At 60.8% G+C, this 16,120-nt stretch carries 18 protein-coding genes; 12 read left to right on the top strand and 6 right to left on the bottom strand.

The window, feature by feature from the left end; genetic code table 11:
- Positions 1–19 precede the first annotated feature (19 nt).
- Positions 20–1,363 carry a glucarate dehydratase gene (gene gudD, locus T3A99_RS06435; RefSeq protein WP_047227776.1) on the bottom strand — a complete coding sequence of 448 codons (1,344 nt, stop codon included), beginning with the start codon at positions 1,361–1,363 and terminating at the stop codon, positions 20–22.
- Between the two features lie 45 nt (positions 1,364–1,408).
- On the opposite strand from gudD, the gene T3A99_RS06430 reads away from it, so the two are divergent.
- Together T3A99_RS06430 and T3A99_RS06425 are read left to right on the top strand one after the other, a co-directional pair.
- Complete coding sequence (locus T3A99_RS06430) at positions 1,409–1,579, top strand: hypothetical protein (protein WP_157952136.1); 171 nt, start codon at positions 1,409–1,411, stop codon at positions 1,577–1,579.
- An 88-nt stretch (positions 1,580–1,667) separates the two neighbouring features.
- Entirely contained in the window at positions 1,668–2,381 is a 714-nt protein-coding gene (locus T3A99_RS06425) for a FadR/GntR family transcriptional regulator (protein ID WP_322834145.1), read from the top strand.
- A gap of 523 nt (positions 2,382–2,904) precedes the next feature.
- Here the strand turns inward: T3A99_RS06425 and T3A99_RS06420 are convergent.
- The 3 genes from T3A99_RS06420 to T3A99_RS06410 are packed head-to-tail and all read right to left on the bottom strand — an operon-like array spanning position 2,905 to position 5,497.
- A complete protein-coding gene (locus T3A99_RS06420) occupies positions 2,905–4,086 on the bottom strand; it encodes an acetyl-CoA C-acetyltransferase (RefSeq protein ID WP_173406782.1) in 1,182 nt (393 codons plus the stop codon).
- An 11-nt stretch (positions 4,087–4,097) separates the two neighbouring features.
- Positions 4,098–4,763, bottom strand: a complete 666-nt coding sequence (locus tag T3A99_RS06415; protein ID WP_003180355.1) for a CoA transferase subunit B — start codon at positions 4,761–4,763, stop codon at positions 4,098–4,100.
- Positions 4,764–4,798: 35 nt separating this feature from the next.
- Positions 4,799–5,497 carry a CoA transferase subunit A gene (locus T3A99_RS06410; protein WP_047227779.1) on the bottom strand — a complete coding sequence of 233 codons (699 nt, stop codon included), beginning with the start codon at positions 5,495–5,497 and terminating at the stop codon, positions 4,799–4,801.
- 167 nt (positions 5,498–5,664) lie between these two features.
- Between T3A99_RS06410 and T3A99_RS06405 the strand changes: the two genes are divergently transcribed.
- Entirely contained in the window at positions 5,665–6,567 is a 903-nt protein-coding gene (locus T3A99_RS06405; RefSeq protein WP_281460025.1) for a LysR family transcriptional regulator, read from the top strand.
- Between the two features lie 120 nt (positions 6,568–6,687).
- Here T3A99_RS06405 and T3A99_RS06400 read toward each other — a convergent pair whose 3' ends face one another.
- Positions 6,688–7,527 (bottom strand): NAD-dependent protein deacetylase, encoded by an 840-nt coding sequence (locus T3A99_RS06400; RefSeq protein ID WP_322834144.1) that lies wholly within the window; start codon positions 7,525–7,527, stop codon positions 6,688–6,690.
- A gap of 246 nt (positions 7,528–7,773) precedes the next feature.
- On the opposite strand from T3A99_RS06400, the gene T3A99_RS06395 reads away from it, so the two are divergent.
- The 9 genes from T3A99_RS06395 (at position 7,774) to T3A99_RS06355 (ending at position 14,795) form a co-directional block, all read left to right on the top strand.
- Positions 7,774–8,037 carry a hypothetical protein gene (locus T3A99_RS06395; protein WP_047227782.1) on the top strand — a complete coding sequence of 88 codons (264 nt, stop codon included), beginning with the start codon at positions 7,774–7,776 and terminating at the stop codon, positions 8,035–8,037.
- 41 nt (positions 8,038–8,078) lie between these two features.
- The gene (locus T3A99_RS06390; protein ID WP_047227783.1) at positions 8,079–8,273 is read left to right on the top strand and encodes a metallothionein; all 195 of its coding nucleotides are present in this window, start codon (positions 8,079–8,081) and stop codon (positions 8,271–8,273) included.
- Between the two features lie 291 nt (positions 8,274–8,564).
- A complete protein-coding gene (locus tag T3A99_RS06385) occupies positions 8,565–8,879 on the top strand; it encodes a general stress protein (RefSeq protein WP_047227784.1) in 315 nt (104 codons plus the stop codon).
- A 331-nt stretch (positions 8,880–9,210) separates the two neighbouring features.
- The gene (locus T3A99_RS06380; protein WP_047227785.1) at positions 9,211–10,092 is read left to right on the top strand and encodes a manganese catalase family protein; all 882 of its coding nucleotides are present in this window, start codon (positions 9,211–9,213) and stop codon (positions 10,090–10,092) included.
- Between the two features lie 109 nt (positions 10,093–10,201).
- Entirely contained in the window at positions 10,202–11,131 is a 930-nt protein-coding gene (locus T3A99_RS06375; protein WP_047227786.1) for a ZIP family metal transporter, read from the top strand.
- A 249-nt stretch (positions 11,132–11,380) separates the two neighbouring features.
- Entirely contained in the window at positions 11,381–12,037 is a 657-nt protein-coding gene (locus T3A99_RS06370) for a hypothetical protein (protein WP_107322635.1), read from the top strand.
- A complete protein-coding gene (locus T3A99_RS06365) occupies positions 12,034–12,465 on the top strand; it encodes a phage holin family protein (protein WP_047227788.1) in 432 nt (143 codons plus the stop codon). Before T3A99_RS06370 ends, T3A99_RS06365 begins: the two co-directional genes overlap by 4 nt.
- The gene (locus T3A99_RS06360) at positions 12,462–13,262 is read left to right on the top strand and encodes a DUF3618 domain-containing protein (RefSeq protein ID WP_047227789.1); all 801 of its coding nucleotides are present in this window, start codon (positions 12,462–12,464) and stop codon (positions 13,260–13,262) included. The genes T3A99_RS06365 and T3A99_RS06360 overlap by 4 nt, the downstream gene beginning before the upstream one ends.
- Positions 13,263–13,388: 126 nt before the next feature.
- Entirely contained in the window at positions 13,389–14,795 is a 1,407-nt protein-coding gene (locus T3A99_RS06355) for a saccharopine dehydrogenase C-terminal domain-containing protein (RefSeq protein WP_274090988.1), read from the top strand.
- 74 nt (positions 14,796–14,869) lie between these two features.
- On the opposite strand, the gene T3A99_RS06350 is transcribed toward T3A99_RS06355, so the two are convergent.
- Positions 14,870–16,114, bottom strand: a complete 1,245-nt coding sequence (locus tag T3A99_RS06350) for an FAD-binding oxidoreductase (RefSeq protein ID WP_322834143.1) — start codon at positions 16,112–16,114, stop codon at positions 14,870–14,872.
- Positions 16,115–16,120 lie beyond the last annotated feature (6 nt).

Here is a 16,120-nt window from a genome sequence, read left to right as displayed (position 1 = left end):
GCTCAGCCAGAAGGTTCGTTCAGCGCACCAGGCACGGCTGCTTGTTGTTGAACGTCCAGCCCGGAATCAGATACTGCATTGCAACCGCATCATCCCGCGCGCCAAGCCCCATCCCTTTGTACAGTTCATGAGCCTTGGCCAATTGGTCGGTGTCCAGCTCGATCCCCAGTCCCGGTTTTTTCGGCACCTGCACGCAGCCACCCTGGATCTGCAACGGAGCCTTGGTCAGCCGCTGCCCATCCTGCCAGATCCAGTGCGTGTCGATCGCCGTGATGTCACCCGGTGCGGCCGCAGCTACGTGGGTGAACATCGCCAGGGAAATGTCGAAGTGGTTGTTGGAGTGCGAGCCCCAGGTCAGGCCCCATTCGTTGCACATCTGCGCCACTCGAACCGAACCTTGCATGGTCCAGAAGTGTGGGTCGGCCAGGGGAATGTCCACCGATTGCAAGGTGATGGCATGGCCCATTTCGCGCCAATCGGTGGCGATCATGTTAGTGGCGGTTTTAAGACCGGTGGCGCGGCGGAACTCGGCCATCACCTCACGGCCCGAATAACCGTTCTCGGCACCACAAGGATCTTCGGCGTATGCCAGGACCTTGTGCTGGTCCCGGCAGAGGCGGATGGCCTCCTTGAGTGACCAGGCGCCGTTCGGGTCCAGGGTGATACGTGCCTGAGGGAAGCGTTCGGCCAGGGCGGTGACGGCTTCGATTTCTTCGTCGCCCTTGAGCACGCCGCCCTTGAGCTTGAAGTCCTGGAAGCCGTAACGCGAATGAGCGGCTTCGGCCAGGCGCACCACGGCGTCGGCGTCCAGGGCTTTTTCGTGGCGTACGCGGAACCAGTCGTTGTCGGCGTCCGGCTCGCTGCGGTAGGGCAGGTCAGTTTGCTGGCGATCACCCACATAAAACAGATAACCGAGCATTTTCACTTCATCACGCTGCTGGCCTTCGCCGAGCAGTGCGGCTACCGGTACATCCAGGTGCTGGCCCAGCAGGTCCAGCAACGCCGCTTCCAGGCCGGTGACCGCGTGAATGGTGATGCGCAGGTCGAACGTCTGCAAGCCACGACCACCGGCATCCCGGTCGGCGAAGGCCTGGCGTACGGTGTTGAGAATCTTCTGATAGGTGCCGATGGGGCTGCCGACCACCAGCGAGCGGGCGTCTTCGAGGGTCTGGCGAATGCGCTCGCCGCCGGGCACTTCGCCCACGCCGGTGTGGCCGGCGTTGTCTTTGAGAATGACGATGTTGCGGGTAAAGAACGGGCCATGGGCGCCACTGAGATTCAGCAGCATGCCGTCATGACCGGCCACCGGCACGACCTGCATGCTGGTGATGATGGGGGCTTTGGTGGCTTCTTGGGTCTGCATGTTTTTCCCACTCGTTGTTTTTATGCGGGGCATCGCAGGAGGGCGATGTTGATAGACATCATACAACTTGATTTTTTTATCTTACAAGGGAGGCTGGTCGGTTTTTTTGGATGGTTTGCCTTAAAAAACTCGGAAATACCTTTATTTGCTGGATTTTTTAGCAAGGAAAAGAAACATGGGGAAGATCAGTTTAGCGCTGGCGGAACCGTTCGATGACTGAGATGATTGCACTTGTCATACAAGCTAAGGGGCGTGGAGTTTTTACCTCACGGCCCGCCTGCTCCGTTTCGAGGACCCACGGCCCATGCACCCAGACATCGAGGCAACACCGCGCAAACGCACCCACAACCTGGCCCATGACCTGGTGGCGAAGCTGAGCCAGAGCATTTTGCTGGGGCAGTTGAAAACGGGGGAAAAACTGCCGTCGGAAGGTGCCATTGTGCAGGCCCATGGTGTCAGCCGCACGGTGGTGCGCGAGGCGATATCCAAGCTGCAGGCCTCGGGGCTGGTGGAAACTCGCCACGGCATCGGCACCTTTGTGCTGGAACAGACCGGTGAGCCGGGCCTGAGGCTCAATGTCGACACCGCCGCTGGTGTGCGGGGGATCTTGGAACTGCGCCTGGGCCTGGAAACCCAGGCAGCGGCCCTGGCGGCCTTACGGCGCAATGAACGCCAACTGCAGCAGATGCGCCAGGCCCTGGATGATTACCAGCGGTTGCTCAGCAATAACGACAGTTGCGTCGACGCCGACCGGCGCTTTCATTTGCTCATCGCTGAAGCCACGGACAACACCTGTTTTGTCGAAATCATGCAGCACCTGGGCAGTGCGATGATTCCCCGAACCCGGGTGAACGTGGTCGAACGCGGTCAAGCGGACCTGGGGAAACTGGCGCAGTTGGCTAATCTGGAGCACGAGGCCATTTTCAATGCCATCAAACGCCAGGACCCGGACGCCGCCCGCGCCGCCATGTGGCTGCACCTGACCAACAGTCGCGACCGGTTTGGCGCGGGGGCCTGAAGGCTCATCGTCGCCTGACCCACCGCCATCGCGAGCAGGCTCGCTCCCACAGTGGATCGGTGGTGTTCTTCGATTTTGTGCTTAAAACCCAATCCCCCTGTGGGAGCGGGCTTGCTCGCGAATGGGCCGGCACATTCAGCATCGATGCAAGCTGACCCACCACCATCGCGAGCAGGCTCGCTCCCACAGTGGATCGGTGGTGTTCTTCGATTTTGTGCTTAAAACCCAATCCCCCTGTGGGAGCGGGCTTGCTCGCGAATGGGCCGGCACATTCAGCATCGATGCAAGCTGACCCACCACCATCGCGAGCAGGCTCGCTCCCACAATGGATCGGTGGTGGACGCCAATCTTGCAACCGCCCGAGATCCCTGTGGGAGCGAGCCTGCTCGCGATGAGGCCGGCAGATCATGCTCAAAACCAGCAGGCAAAAAAAACCGGCGCAACCCAGGTTGCGCCGGTTGTGTTGCCAGTGGATGGGCGGATGTTCGTGGGTCCGCTCAACCACTGTTGAACCCTTTGCCGGTTACGCTCGTTCCAGCGCCAAGGCCACGCCTTGACCGCCGCCGATGCACAGCGTGGCGAGGCCTTTCTTGGCGTCGCGCTTGATCATTTCATGGAGCAGCGACACCAGCACTCGGCAACCCGAAGCACCGATCGGGTGGCCCAGGGCGATGGCACCGCCATTGACGTTGACCTTCTCCATGTCCCATTTCAGCTCTCTGGCCACAGCCAGTGACTGGGCGGCGAAGGCTTCGTTGGCTTCGATCAGGTCCAGTTGCTCCAAAGACCAGCCGGCCTTGTCCAGGCAGCGGCGGGTAGCCGACACCGGGCCGATGCCCATGATTGCCGGGTCTACCCCCGCATTGGCATAGGCGCTGATTTTCGCCAGTACCGGCAAGCCCAGTGCCTTGGCTTTCTCCGCGCTCATCAGCAGCACGGCGGCGGCGCCATCGTTCAGCGACGAGGCATTGCCGGCGGTAACGCTGCCGTCCTTCTTGAACGCCGGCTTGAGCTTGCCCAGGGATTCGGCGGTGGTGCCGGCCCGGGGTTGTTCGTCGGTGGCGAAGGCCACAGGATCGCCTTTGCGCTGGGGAATCAGGATCGGCGTGATCTCATCGGCAAACCGGCCACCTTCAATCGCCGCCACGGCCTTCTGCTGGGAAGCGGCGGCAAAGGCGTCCTGCTCCTCGCGGCTGATCTCGTACTTGTCCACCAGGTTTTCGGCGGTGATGCCCATGTGGTAATCGTTGAACGCATCCCACAGACCATCGGTAATCATGCTATCGATCATCTGCGCATGGCCCATGCGCAGGCCAGTGCGGGCAGCCGGCAGTACGTACGGAGCCAGGCTCATGTTTTCCATGCCGCCGGCAATGATCACCTCGGCATCGCCACAGCGGATCGCCTGGGCACCCAGGTGCAAGGCCTTGAGCCCCGAGCCGCAGACCTTGTTCAGGGTCAGCGCCGGCACCGCGTGGGGTAGGCCGGCGAGGATCGACGCCTGGCGCGCCGGGTTCTGCCCGCTGCCAGCGGTTAGCACTTGGCCAAGAATCACTTCATCGACTTGCTCGCCGGACAGACCGGTCTGTTCCAGCAACCGACGAATCACCGCGGCACCGAGTTGCGGTGCGGGAATGGAGGCCAGCGAACCCTGGAAACTGCCAATGGCGGTACGGGTGGCGGCGACAATCACGACTTCTTGCATCGAATCTCTCCTCACTGGGCAGCGAACTGCATTTCAGGCACGTGGTCCGGCACGATCAGTTTGCCGGCAGTCTTGGCGACGATTTCCTCGACGCTGACGCCTGGGGCACGTTCTTTGAGAATGAAGGCGCCGTCCTGGATTTCCAGGTAGGCCAGGTCGGTCAGCACGCGCTTGATGCAACCGGCACCGGTCAGCGGCAGGCTGCACCGGGGCAGCAGTTTCGACTCACCGTCCTTGGACGCGTGAGTCATGGTGACGATGATGTTCTCGGCACCGGCCACCAGGTCCATCGCGCCGCCCATGCCCTTGACCAGCTTGCCAGGGATCATCCACGAGGCAATGTTACCTTCCACGTCTACCTCGAAGGCGCCCAGCACGGTCAGGTCGATGTGCCCGCCACGGATCATGGCAAAGGATTCTGCCGAAGAGAAGATCGAGGCGCCGATACGTGCGGTGACGGTCTGCTTGCCGGCGTTGATCATGTCGGCATCGACCTCCGCTTCGGTAGGGAACGCGCCCATGCCGAGCAGGCCGTTTTCCGACTGCAGCATGACTTCCATGCCTTCGGGGATGTAGTTGGCGACCAGGGTCGGAATGCCGATGCCCAGGTTCACGTAGTAGCCGTCCTGCATTTCGCGGGCGACGCGTTGAGCCATTTGTTCGCGGGAAAGTGCCATGTTGTTATTCCTTCATTCGGGCCGGGGGCAGGGGATCACTTACGCACGGTGCGCTGTTCGATGCGCTTTTCGAACGTGCCGCAAATGATCCGGTCGACGTAGATGCCTGGGGTATGGATCTGCGTCGGGTCCAGCTCGCCCGGTTCGACGATTTCTTCGACTTCAACCACAGTGATCTTGCCGGCTGTGGCCGCCAACGGGTTGAAATTCTGGGCGGTATGGCGATAGACCACGTTGCCGAAATGGTCGGCTTTCCAGCCTTTGACGATGGCGAAGTCGCCGGTGATGGATTCTTCCATCAGGTACTGGCGGCCATGGAATTCACGCACTTCCTTGCCTTCGGCCACTGGCGTGCCGACCCCGGTGGCGGTGAAGAAGGCCGGAATGCCCGCGCCGCCGGCGCGCATTTTTTCGGCGAGGGTGCCTTGTGGAGTCAGCACGACTTCGATTTCGCCGCTCAGCAATTGCTTTTCGAAAAGAGCGTTTTCGCCGACGTAAGACGCGACTACCTTGCGGATCTGCCGATCTTCCAGCAATACACCCAGACCGAAACCGTCGACGCCGCAGTTATTGGAAACCACGGTGAGGTCGCGGATACCCTTGCGCTTGATCTCGGCGATCAGGTTCTCCGGGATGCCGCAGAGGCCGAAGCCGCCAGCGATCACCGTCATGCCGTCTTGCAAGCCTTCCAGCGCTTCTTCGTAGCTACTCACACGTTTGTCGAAACCTGCCATAGACACCTCTTTTATTCTTGATGGGGTCGCAATGAAACGCAGTGTTGCGCCAAGTCATATATTTGTTAAGTTGATTTTTAGGTTGGATTGATTGATAAAACTCACTAATTGCCGATATCCGTTTGCGGCTTGAAACTGACCGCTTGCCGCCGGGAGCACAGCGACCCATGACCCTCAAGCAAATCCGCGCTTTTCTCGCCGTGGCCCAAAGCCTGAGCTTCGCCGTGGCCTGCGAGCGGCTGCACCTGTCCCAGTCGGCCCTGAGCTTGACCATCAAGGCCTTGGAAGAAGGCTTGGGCGGGCGTCTGTTCAGTCGCAATACCCGCAACGTGGCGCTGACGCCTGAAGGCGAATCGCTGCTGCCCCTGGCCCGCCGCCTGGTTGCCGATTGGGACAACGCCGAGGATGAAATGCGCCAGCGCTTCACCTTGCAACGCGGCCGCGTCACCTTGGCGGCAATGCCGTCCTTTGCCGGCAACCTGCTGCCGCCGATCCTCAGGACCTTCCGCGCCCGCTATCCGAATGTCAACGTCACGGTCAACGATGTGATCAACGAACAGGTGCTGGAAATGGTTCGTGATCGGCACGTTGAACTGGGGGTCGCGTTCGAGCCGATGCAGAGCTCGTCGCTGGCCTTTACCCCGTTGTATCTGGACCGCTTCGTCGCGGTGGTGCCGCTGGACTCGCCACTGGCGCAGCGCAGTGAGATCCAGTGGCAGACGCTGCTGGAGCAGCCGTTTATCACGCTGCAAAGGCCCTCCACTGTGCGGGTGATGCTGGAGGAGCATTTGCAAAACCGAGGCATGAAACTGCCGGTGGAATTCGAGAGCCATCAGTTGGCGACAGTTGGACGGATGGTCGCCAGCGGGTTGGGGGTGAGTGCGGTCCCGGCGCTGTGTGTCGGGCAGATGCATGAGCTGGGCGCCCGCTGCATCACCCTCAGCGATCCAGTGATAGAACGGGCCATCGGTGTGCTGACCAAGCCGGGGCATGAACTGTCGGCGGCGGCGCAGGCGTTGTTCGATACGCTCAGGGATCAGGACATCGGTGCGCAGTTGACCACGCGGTAAACCACGGTTCACTTGTGGGAGCGAGCCTGCTCGCGATAGCGGTGGTTCAGCTAGCCTTTATGCTGGATGTGCCGCCGCAATCGCGAGCAGGCTCGCTCCCACAGGGGGGCTGCGGTGCTGTTAGAACTGGCGTTGAGTCAGCAGCGGCAGCAGTTGCTCACAAGGCTCTTCAAGCTTGAGATCCAGCAACTCATCGGCCCGTGTCTTGCCCCGGTTGATCGCCAGCAGCGGCTTGCCCTGTTCCTTGATCGCCCGGCACAGGCGAAACGCCGACCACGCCATCAGCGACGAGCCCACTACCAGCAGGCCGTCCGCCTGTTCGACGGCTTGCATGGCGCGAGCGGCGGTGATGGCGGCGACGTTTTCGCCGAAAAACACCACGTCGGGTTTCAAGCGCTCGCCGTCGCAATGAGGGCAGCGGGGCACCTGGAAGCGCGCCTCGAACGCGGCATCCAGCAGGGTATCGCCGTCCGGCGCCTGAACCGCGTCGACACCGGCCAGGTAAGGATTCTGCGCTTGCATCAACAGCTGGATCTGCTGGCGCTCACTGCGCTGCTCGCAATCCAGACACAACACCCGATGCAGGCTTCCGTGAAGTTCGATCACGTCGTGGCTGCCAGCCTGGTCATGCAGGGTGTCGACATTCTGGGTGATCAGGCCGCTGATGCGTTGGTGCGCCTGCAACATCGCCAACGCCTCGTGGGCCACGTTCGGCCGGGCCTGACGGACCCGCGGCCAGCCCAGCATCGCCCGCGCCCAGTAGCGCCGCCGTGCTTCGGGTTTGGCGAGAAACTCCTGGTACATCATGGGTTGCCGACCCCGTCGCACACCCTCGCTGTCCCGGTAGTCGGGAATGCCCGACGGGGTGCTGATGCCGGCACCGGTGAGCACCAGAAAACGGCGCCCGGCCATATGCTCCAGCAATTGATCGATCGGTTGACGGTGAAAGTCGTCGGGCATAGAGGTCGCTCCGCTGGCCTGGAGTCGTTGAGGTTAGCACCGTGGTTCGTCGAGAGGGCGGTGGGAATGCCTTTCGTCGCACTGCGTTGTTGTTTCTTCAAACTTTCCCCGGTTGCGCGACATCCACCTCTATGAACGGCACTCAAAACTGTCGTGTTGCAATGCTGTGTCGACCCCAAGCGCTGAGTGTGAAAAATGCTGCCGCTGACGTGCTTCGGCATTTAACGCACCGAGAAGAGGAGGCGTATGAAACAGACCACCGGTGAAGTACGGGCCATCAATCGACAGAGAGCAATGGTCGGTGTGTACGTCGAGGAAGAAGACAACCACACAGTCCTTGAGCTCGATTCCGCCAACGACATCGATATTGGTGACGTCATGGAGTGGGACAGTGGCAAGGCCTTGGGCACCCAGTCTTATCGCAACCTGACCAAAGGCTGGACCGCCGAGGTCTATGTGGCGAACCATGGCGTTGCGGCGGCGAACCTTGAGGTTCAATTGCTGGTGTGATTCTGACGACAGCTTTAAAACCGGAACCCAGGAGAACGAACATGAGCGAGTTAAAGTGCGGTTGCCCCGATTGCCAATGCGATGTGGACCCGCAACAGGTGTTCAATCGCGATGGCGAGGCCTATTGCAGTCAAGCCTGCGCCGACCAACATCCAAACGGTGAACCTTGTCCGGCACCGGATTGCCATTGCGAACGCAGCGGCAAGAATGGCGGGCCAGACATGGATGGCAATTAACGGGATGAAGCGCTGGAGGACACCTTTGCGCCCAGCTATCCCATTTCATCCTGAATATAAATCGAGATTGCGGCCCGCTAACGATGGGTATCGCTCAAGTTGAGTAGTTGAATTCATTATTGGGCGTCATTTTTTTGAAAGGCCGTTGTAACTCGACGCCGCAGTGAGAGTGTGGGATTGCACGAGCCGTTCGTCGCTGTTTTCAAGATGTGTTTAAAACCTTGTCGGCGCCAGACTTTCAGATTGTTAGGAGTCAGCAGGTTCGCAACATCAACTAACGAGGTGAATGAAATGGCTAACACAGGAAATAAGAATCCTGGCAATTTCGCTAACGATCGTGAAAAGGCATCGCAAGCGGGGAAGAAGGGCGGCCACGTGTCAGGTGGTAACTTCGCGAATGATCCGCAGCGCGCATCCGAGGCCGGGCGCAAGGGGGGGCAAGCTTCGGGCGGCAATTTTGCCAATGACCCGGAACGAGCCGCCGCCGCCGGCCGAAAAGGTGGCCAAGCCTCGGGTGGCAATTTTGCCAAAGACCCTGAGCGGGCCTCCGAGGCCGGTCGAAAGGGCGGTCAGGCATCCGGCGACAACGTTACCAGCGACCGCTAGACAGTTTCCGAAACAAGTCAAAAAGGCCCTGGAAACAGCCAGGATCATGGGCGCAACTCTGAATACTCAATGACGTTACGGGCCCTGTGTTAATCGCATGGGGCCTGTCGGATTTATATACAACGGGATCGCGGCAAGGAATGTCTTCAAGCGTGAGGGGAGGGTAAGTTGTTCAGTTACCTGGCATTTCTGCAAGTGCGCCTTACCGATTACCGTTCGTCTCGTTTATTAAATAAAAGATAAATTTTAACTGTTTAACTTCTTCAGATTTTCTGTGGGCCTGCTCCCGGCAGTGTCCCTTTGGCTTGTGTCCTGAACGAGGAGTTTCATCATGTTCTTACATAACAAAAGACTGCAGTACACCGTACGTGTCGCCGAGCCTAACCCAGGGCTGGCTAATCTGTTGCTTGAACAGTTCGGCGGTGCCCAGGGCGAGTTGGCGGCGGCGTCGCGCTACTTCACCCAGGCCCTGTCCGAGGATGATCCCGGCCGCAAGGATTTGTTGATGGACATTGCCACCGAAGAGCTCAGTCATCTGGAGGTGATCGGCTCGATCATCGTGATGCTCAATAAAGGCGCCAAGGGCCGAATGGCCGAGGGTGTGGAAAAGGAAGGCCAGCTGTACCGGGACATCAACGGTGCCGGCAACGACTCTCACATCACCAGCCTGCTTTATGGCGCCGGTTCCCCGCTGACCAATTCGGCCGGTGTACCTTGGACAGCCGCTTACGTCGACACCATAGGTGAGCCGACAGCGGACATGCGGTCCAACATCGCCGCCGAGGCACGGGCGAAAATCATCTATGAGCGCCTGATGAATCTCACCGATGATCCTGGGGTAAAAGAAGCGCTGGGCTTTTTGATGACCCGTGAAATCGCGCACCAGATGTCCTTCGAGAAAGCCCTGCACTCGATCCAGCCGAATTTCCCTCAAGGTAAACTGCCAGGCATGCCAGAGTTCACCAACGTGTACTTCAACATGTCCCAAGGCGAGCCTTCGGTGCGTGGCCCATGGAACCAGGGCGATGAGTGGGAATTCGTCGAGAACCCAACGCCGGCGGTGGATGGCGGCGATGGTCTGGCGAGTGTGCAACTGAGCAAGAAAGACGAAGCGCTGCTGATGGACATGAAGGCGCGGACCATGTCCAACCCGGAAAGCGACCCCATGACAGGTGCCGACTTGGGTTCAGGGATGCAAGGTGACAAACTGTAGGAAACCGGCGAGGGGGCCTGGCTCCTTCGCCTGAAAATTGCGTTTGAGCGGACCCCTCGTTGGGGGAACGATCAGACATGACCTGGCGCAAAACCAGTAAGGATATTCGATGGACCAGCCCACCTCCCGGATCCGATCGCCCTGGCGTACCTGGCTGGATCCTGTGCAAAACAACCTGCTGCTGGGGGTAAGCTTCTGGCTGGGGCTGGCGGTGATCGCCGCGCTGTTGCTCTACAGCGGTTACAACGCATTGGTGGGGGCCGACCGGCACAACCTGGGCTACGCCGTTCTGGGCGGCACCGCCGGTTTCGCCGCCACGGCGCTGGGCGCGTTGATGGCGGTGGTGCTGCGTGATATCTCCTCGCGGACCCAGGACATCATGCTCGGTTTCGCCGCGGGCATGATGCTCGCTGCCAGTTCGTTTTCGCTGATCCTGCCGGGTATCGAAGCGGCACAAAGTATCGTGGGCAATCAACTGCTCGCCGCGTTTGTCGTTGTGGTCGGCCTGGGTCTGGGCGTGCTCCTGATGATCGGCCTTGACCGTTTCGTGCCCCACGAACATGAAGTGAGTGGCCGGCGCGGTCCGCAATCGGAACGCATCAACCGTGTCTGGTTGTTCGTGCTCGCCATCACCTTGCACAATTTGCCCGAGGGCATGGCCATCGGCGTCAGTTTTGCTAACGGTGATCTGCGGGTCGGCATGCCCCTGACCACTGCCATTGCGATCCAGGACATCCCCGAAGGGCTTGCCATCGCCATGGCGCTGCGAGTCACCGGGATCAGTGCGCTGCGTGCCGCGCTGATCGCGGTGGGCTCGGGGCTGATGGAGCCACTGGGCGCGGTGATCGGGCTGGGCATGTCTTCGGGCGTGGCCGTGGCGTATCCCATTAGCCTGGGGCTGGCGGCGGGGGCCATGATCTTCGTGGTGTCCCACGAAGTGATTCCGGAAACCCACCGCAACGGCCACGAAACGCCAGCCACGCTGGGGTTGATGATGGGGTTTGCGGTGATGATGTTCCTCGACACGGCACTGGGTTAGCAGGCCGTCGAGCACTGAACCACGAAGGGTATCAGCAGGATCGAAATCGGGCCTGACGAATGCGCCAGGGCCCGATTTTTTTGTGCCCGCAGACAAACCAGCGGCCTGTGATACCGCACGGCGTCCCGCAGTGAAACTCGTTTGAACTACGCCTCAACCTGCTCCGTCATCTGTACTGAGAGGCACGTAGTCGGGCACCCCTCGGGGCTTCCCGGTATCGAGTATTCATCACGGAGGCGATGGGCAGACATGACTATCCCGGACAACAACCCCGAGCGAGAAAACGGCACGTCGGGCCAGGCCCGACCCGAGGATCACCTGAACCACATCAAGGAGGACGTGAGCGAGGCCATAGGCAGCGCTCGTGAGCAGGCCGATGCGCATTTCGGCCAATACCGCGATACGGCAGCGGATCAGATCGATGCACTGGCGCGTGGTGCCAAGTCAGCCGTGTCGGAAATCGAAGCCAACGACACCCTGGGCCTGTCCCACTATCTGGCAGACATGGCCGATTCGATGAGCGGCCTGTCCAGCAAATTACGCCACATGAGCGCCGAGCAATTGCTGCACGATGGTTCTCGACTGGCTCGGGAAAACCCGGGTCTGTTCCTGGTCGGCAGCGTAGCGGTGGGGTTTGGCCTGTCGCGGTTTCTGAAGGCCGGCAGCTCGCCTGTCCCGGCCGAAGTAGTCGATCCCGCCGCCGGCCACTCAAGCCCGCCAAGCGGAGGATTTGCCGCCCGTGGACCCTTTGATCCGAACCCGGATCCTATCGCACCGGGCGTCAATTCTGCCGGCGGCCACGCCACCGCCAGCACTCCCGCTGCGTCCGGCACCCAGGACCAGCCCAGTGATGCCACTACCGGCTCGTTGCCCGGTTCGGCCAATACCCGAGGAGAATTGCAATGAACCGACCAGACCCAGATATTCAGCGTCCCGTCGGGACGTCGGTGCCCGATCACGATGCGTCGGTGATGGGGCTGTTAAAGCAATTGACCCACGAAGTCCCCTCGCTTTTTACCAAGGAGCTGGCACTGGCCAAGGCCGAATTCCAAGCGAGCCTGAACACTTTGAAAGCGGGTATCGCCGGGGTGGCCGGTGGCGCGATGGTGCTGCTGGCCGGTTTTATCATCTTGCTGATGGCGGTGGTCTATGGCTTGAGCACGATCATGCAGCCCTGGCTCGCGGCGTTGATCGTCGGCGCAGTGGTCATGATCATTGGTTTCATCATGGTGCAGTCGGGCAAGAAGCAATTCGAACCGTCCCACTTCAAGCCTGAGCGAACGCTCGATGCGTTGAACAAAGACCAGGAAGCCCTGCGGAGGAAAGTCTCATGAAGGATGAATTCAAAACCGAATCCCAGAAGAGCCCGGAAACCATCGAGCGCGAGATCGACGAGCAACGGGCCCACATCAGCCATATCGTCGATGCCCTGGGCAGCAAGTTCACGCCGGGGCAGATGCTCGACCAGGCCCTGACCCTGGCCAAAGGCAACGGGTCGCAGTTTTTTGGCAACCTGGGCACCACCGTACGCAACAACCCAGTGCCCACCGTGCTGACCACCGTGGGGCTGTGCTGGCTGATGCTGGGTCAGAATCGTCCGCCACGGGTCGGTTATCGCGTCGGGCCGGACCAGGATGCCAGCGGCTGGAGCGAAGGGCTTGCCGGTGGCCTGGACAGTGCCAAGGAGCATCTGCACAGCACCACCGACTCGTTGCGCGACGGGTTTCATCATCTCAAGGACAAGGCTTCGCATCTGGCCGACGGTTTGGGCGCCAGCGCAAGCCATGCCCGGAGCAAAGCTCACGAGACGGGTGAGCGCGTGGCCCATGGCTCGCAGGACCTGGGTGATCAATTCAGCCGTCTGCTCAAGGAGCAACCGTTGATGATGGCGGCCGCGGGAATCGCGCTGGGCGCCATGCTCGGCGCCGCACTGCCCAGTACTGCCACTGAGCAGCGGGTGATGGGCAAGACCAGCGCCGATCTGGCCGACAAGGCCAGGCAAGCGGCACGCGAGGGGTATGCAACGGTGCGCGATAGCGTGAGCAAGACCACCGAGCATCGTGACGAAACTTCACCGCGTGCTCAGGCGCGTTCCGGTACGGACCTGTCTGAGGGGCTGGGCACGTCTTAAGTTGAACGCGGTCCACGGCGCAGGGCCGGCAACGCCTGCGCCGGGTGCCTGTCGAGCCTGACAGTAGCCAAAGTCCGGTGACCGGTATTTCATGGCTCCATCGTCAACGTTCCGGGGAGACTGCACATGAAGCACCGGGTCAGGTTTTCGGGCCATCTGATCTTCATCGGATTTGGCTCCATTACCCGGGCCACGCTGCCGCTGCTGTTGCGGCAGGATCACGTCCCGGTCAATCAGATCACGGTCATTGCGCCCGTGATCGAGAAAAATATCTGGTTCAAGGAGCGGGGCATTTGCTTTGTCCGCAAAGCGCTGACTGAACACACCTTCACGCAGACCCTGGACCGCTTCATCAAACCCGGCGACTTCATCGTCAACCTGTCGGTGGAAGTCAGTTCGCTGGCTCTGATGACTTATGCCTTCGGCAAGGGCGCGCTGTACCTGGATACCTGTATTGAGCCTTGGGCCGGCGGCTACGATGACCCTTCATTGGATTTATCGCATCGCACCAATTACGCGTTGCGCTACCAGATGCTGGGCTTGCGCAAAAAACTGGGCCATGGCCCGACCGCCGTCGTGGCCCATGGCGCCAACCCCGGTTTGATCACTCATCTGCTCAAGGCTGGCCTGGTGGAACTGGCAGTGCAATTGAACCATCGCTTGCCACAGAACCGCGAAGGCGTGGACTGGGCCAAGCTGTGCATGGAAACAGGCATCAAGGTGATTCATTTTGCCGAGCGCGACACTCAGCGCTCCAGCCGCCTCAAGCAGGACGATGAGTTCGTCAATACGTGGTCGGTGGAAGGCTTGATCAGCGAGGGCCACCAACCGGCCGAGTTGGGCTGGGGCACCCACGAGCGCACCTGGCCAACGTCTGCCAGGCGCCACCGCTTCGGCAGTCGCAATGCCATCTACCTCGAGCGCCCGAGCGCCACTGTGCCGGTCAAGACCTGGACACCGTTGGGCGGGCCGTGCCTGGGGCTGATGATCACCCATCACGAAACCGCCTCTACAGCGGATCTGCTAACACTCAAGGACCAGCAGAAACTGATCTATCGCCCCACACTGCATTACGCCTATCACCCGTGCAACGATGCTTTGCTGTCGATCCATGAGTTGATTGGTCGAGGCTGGCAGAGCCAACAGCAGCAACGCATTCTCAACGGTGAAATCGACAGCATCGGAGCCGATGCGCTGGGCGTCTTGCTGATGGGGCATGAACTCAATGCCTACTGGTTCGGCTCGGTATTGACCATCGATGAAGCCCGGGCGCTCTTGCCCTTCAACAATGCCACCAGTTTGCAAGTGGCGGCGGGGGTTTTGTCGGGGATTGTCTGGGCGGTGGAAAACCCGGATCGCGGCATCGTCGAGCCAGAGCACATGGACTACGAACGTGTGCTGGAAGTGGCCAGGCCTTACCTCGGTACCTTGGTGGGCAAGCAGACCGACTGGAGACCGACCGGCGCGGTGCACACGTGTTCCCTGGACGGGGCGGCGGATGATTGGCAGTTCGAGCATTTCACGCGGTTTTGAGCGAGCCGCCAACCGCGAACGCAGCCGCCTAAGCACAAAATCGGCATCGTCCTCGCTACACAAAACGGCAGGCTTCAGAAGCGTTGCACGGAAAACCGCTCGAGCCAGTCGGGGGCGGTGCCGGCGATGCACTCGGTGACCAGTTGTCCGGTCGCTCCGGCAAGGGTCAGGCCCAGGTGTTGATGGCCGAAGGCGTAGATCAGTCGGGGCTCGTGTGGTGAGGGACCGATGACTGGCAGCGAGTCGGGTAGCGATGGACGAAAACCCAGCCAGCGGCGGGCAACCGGTTCCTTCAGGCCAAGCATGCGGCGCACATGCTGCTCCAGATAATCGAAGCGGCGAGGATTGGCCGGATCATGGATCGAACCCAGTTCCACCGTGCCGGCTACGCGCAGGCGTCCGGCCATGGGCGTCATGTAGAAAGCACTTTCCACCGGGCAGCAAGGGCGATTGAGCAGGGTGTCTGGTAGATCGAATTCGATGTGATAGCCCCGTTCGGTGTCCAGTGGAATGCGATCGCCCATCTGTGCCGCCAGTGCACCGGACCAGGCCCCAGCGCACAGTACCACCCGGTCGGCCTGGTAGTGCTGGCCCTCGGCGCTGTGCAGATGAAGCCCGTTGGCTTTGCGTTTTATTCCGGTAATCGTCGCCTTGCGCAGCGCTCCCTCGGCCACCAGCGGCGCGGCCAGGGTTTCGATAAACCGCTTCGGATCGTCCATGTGGGATGATTCGGGAAACAAGAGCCCGGCCACTGACTGGCCCGCCAGCGCCGGTTCGAGTTGTTCGATTTCAGCGACGCTCAACACCTGCTGGGCAATGCCCAGCGAACGCCGCAGTTCGATGGAAGCTTGCGCGGCGGCGAACCCTTGACGGGTGCCGTAGGTATACAGGCAGCCCCGGTGCTGCAAGCCTTGCCTGGCGAGCGGCGTGTCAGCCAGCAATGGCTCATACCCGCTGTAAGTACGTTGCAGGATCGTCGCCAGCGCCTGGGTGTTTGCGGTGCAGCGCGAGACCCGACATTCATTGAGAAAGCGCAGCAGCCACGGCATCAGGCGCGGCAGTCGGGCCCAGTTGATTACGAAGGGCGAATCACTGGAAAACAGCAGGGATGGAATGGCTCGCAGCAACGCAGGCTGGGCGATTGGCATCACCCCGTACGGCGCCAACGTCCCGGCGTTGCCATACGAGGCGCCGGCGGCAATGCCGTCGCGCTCCAGCACCACCACTCGATAACCCTGGCGGCGTAACCAGAGCGCCGTGGCCACGCCAACCACACCGGCACCGATAACGGCGATTTCGCAATGAATGGGCTGTGTCATCAGGGC

The sequence above is a fragment of the Pseudomonas sp. N-137 genome, assembly GCF_034555295.1.
Classification (GTDB): domain Bacteria; phylum Pseudomonadota; class Gammaproteobacteria; order Pseudomonadales; family Pseudomonadaceae; genus Aquipseudomonas; species Aquipseudomonas rhizophila.
This window is presented reverse-complemented; position numbering and strand designations above follow the sequence as displayed.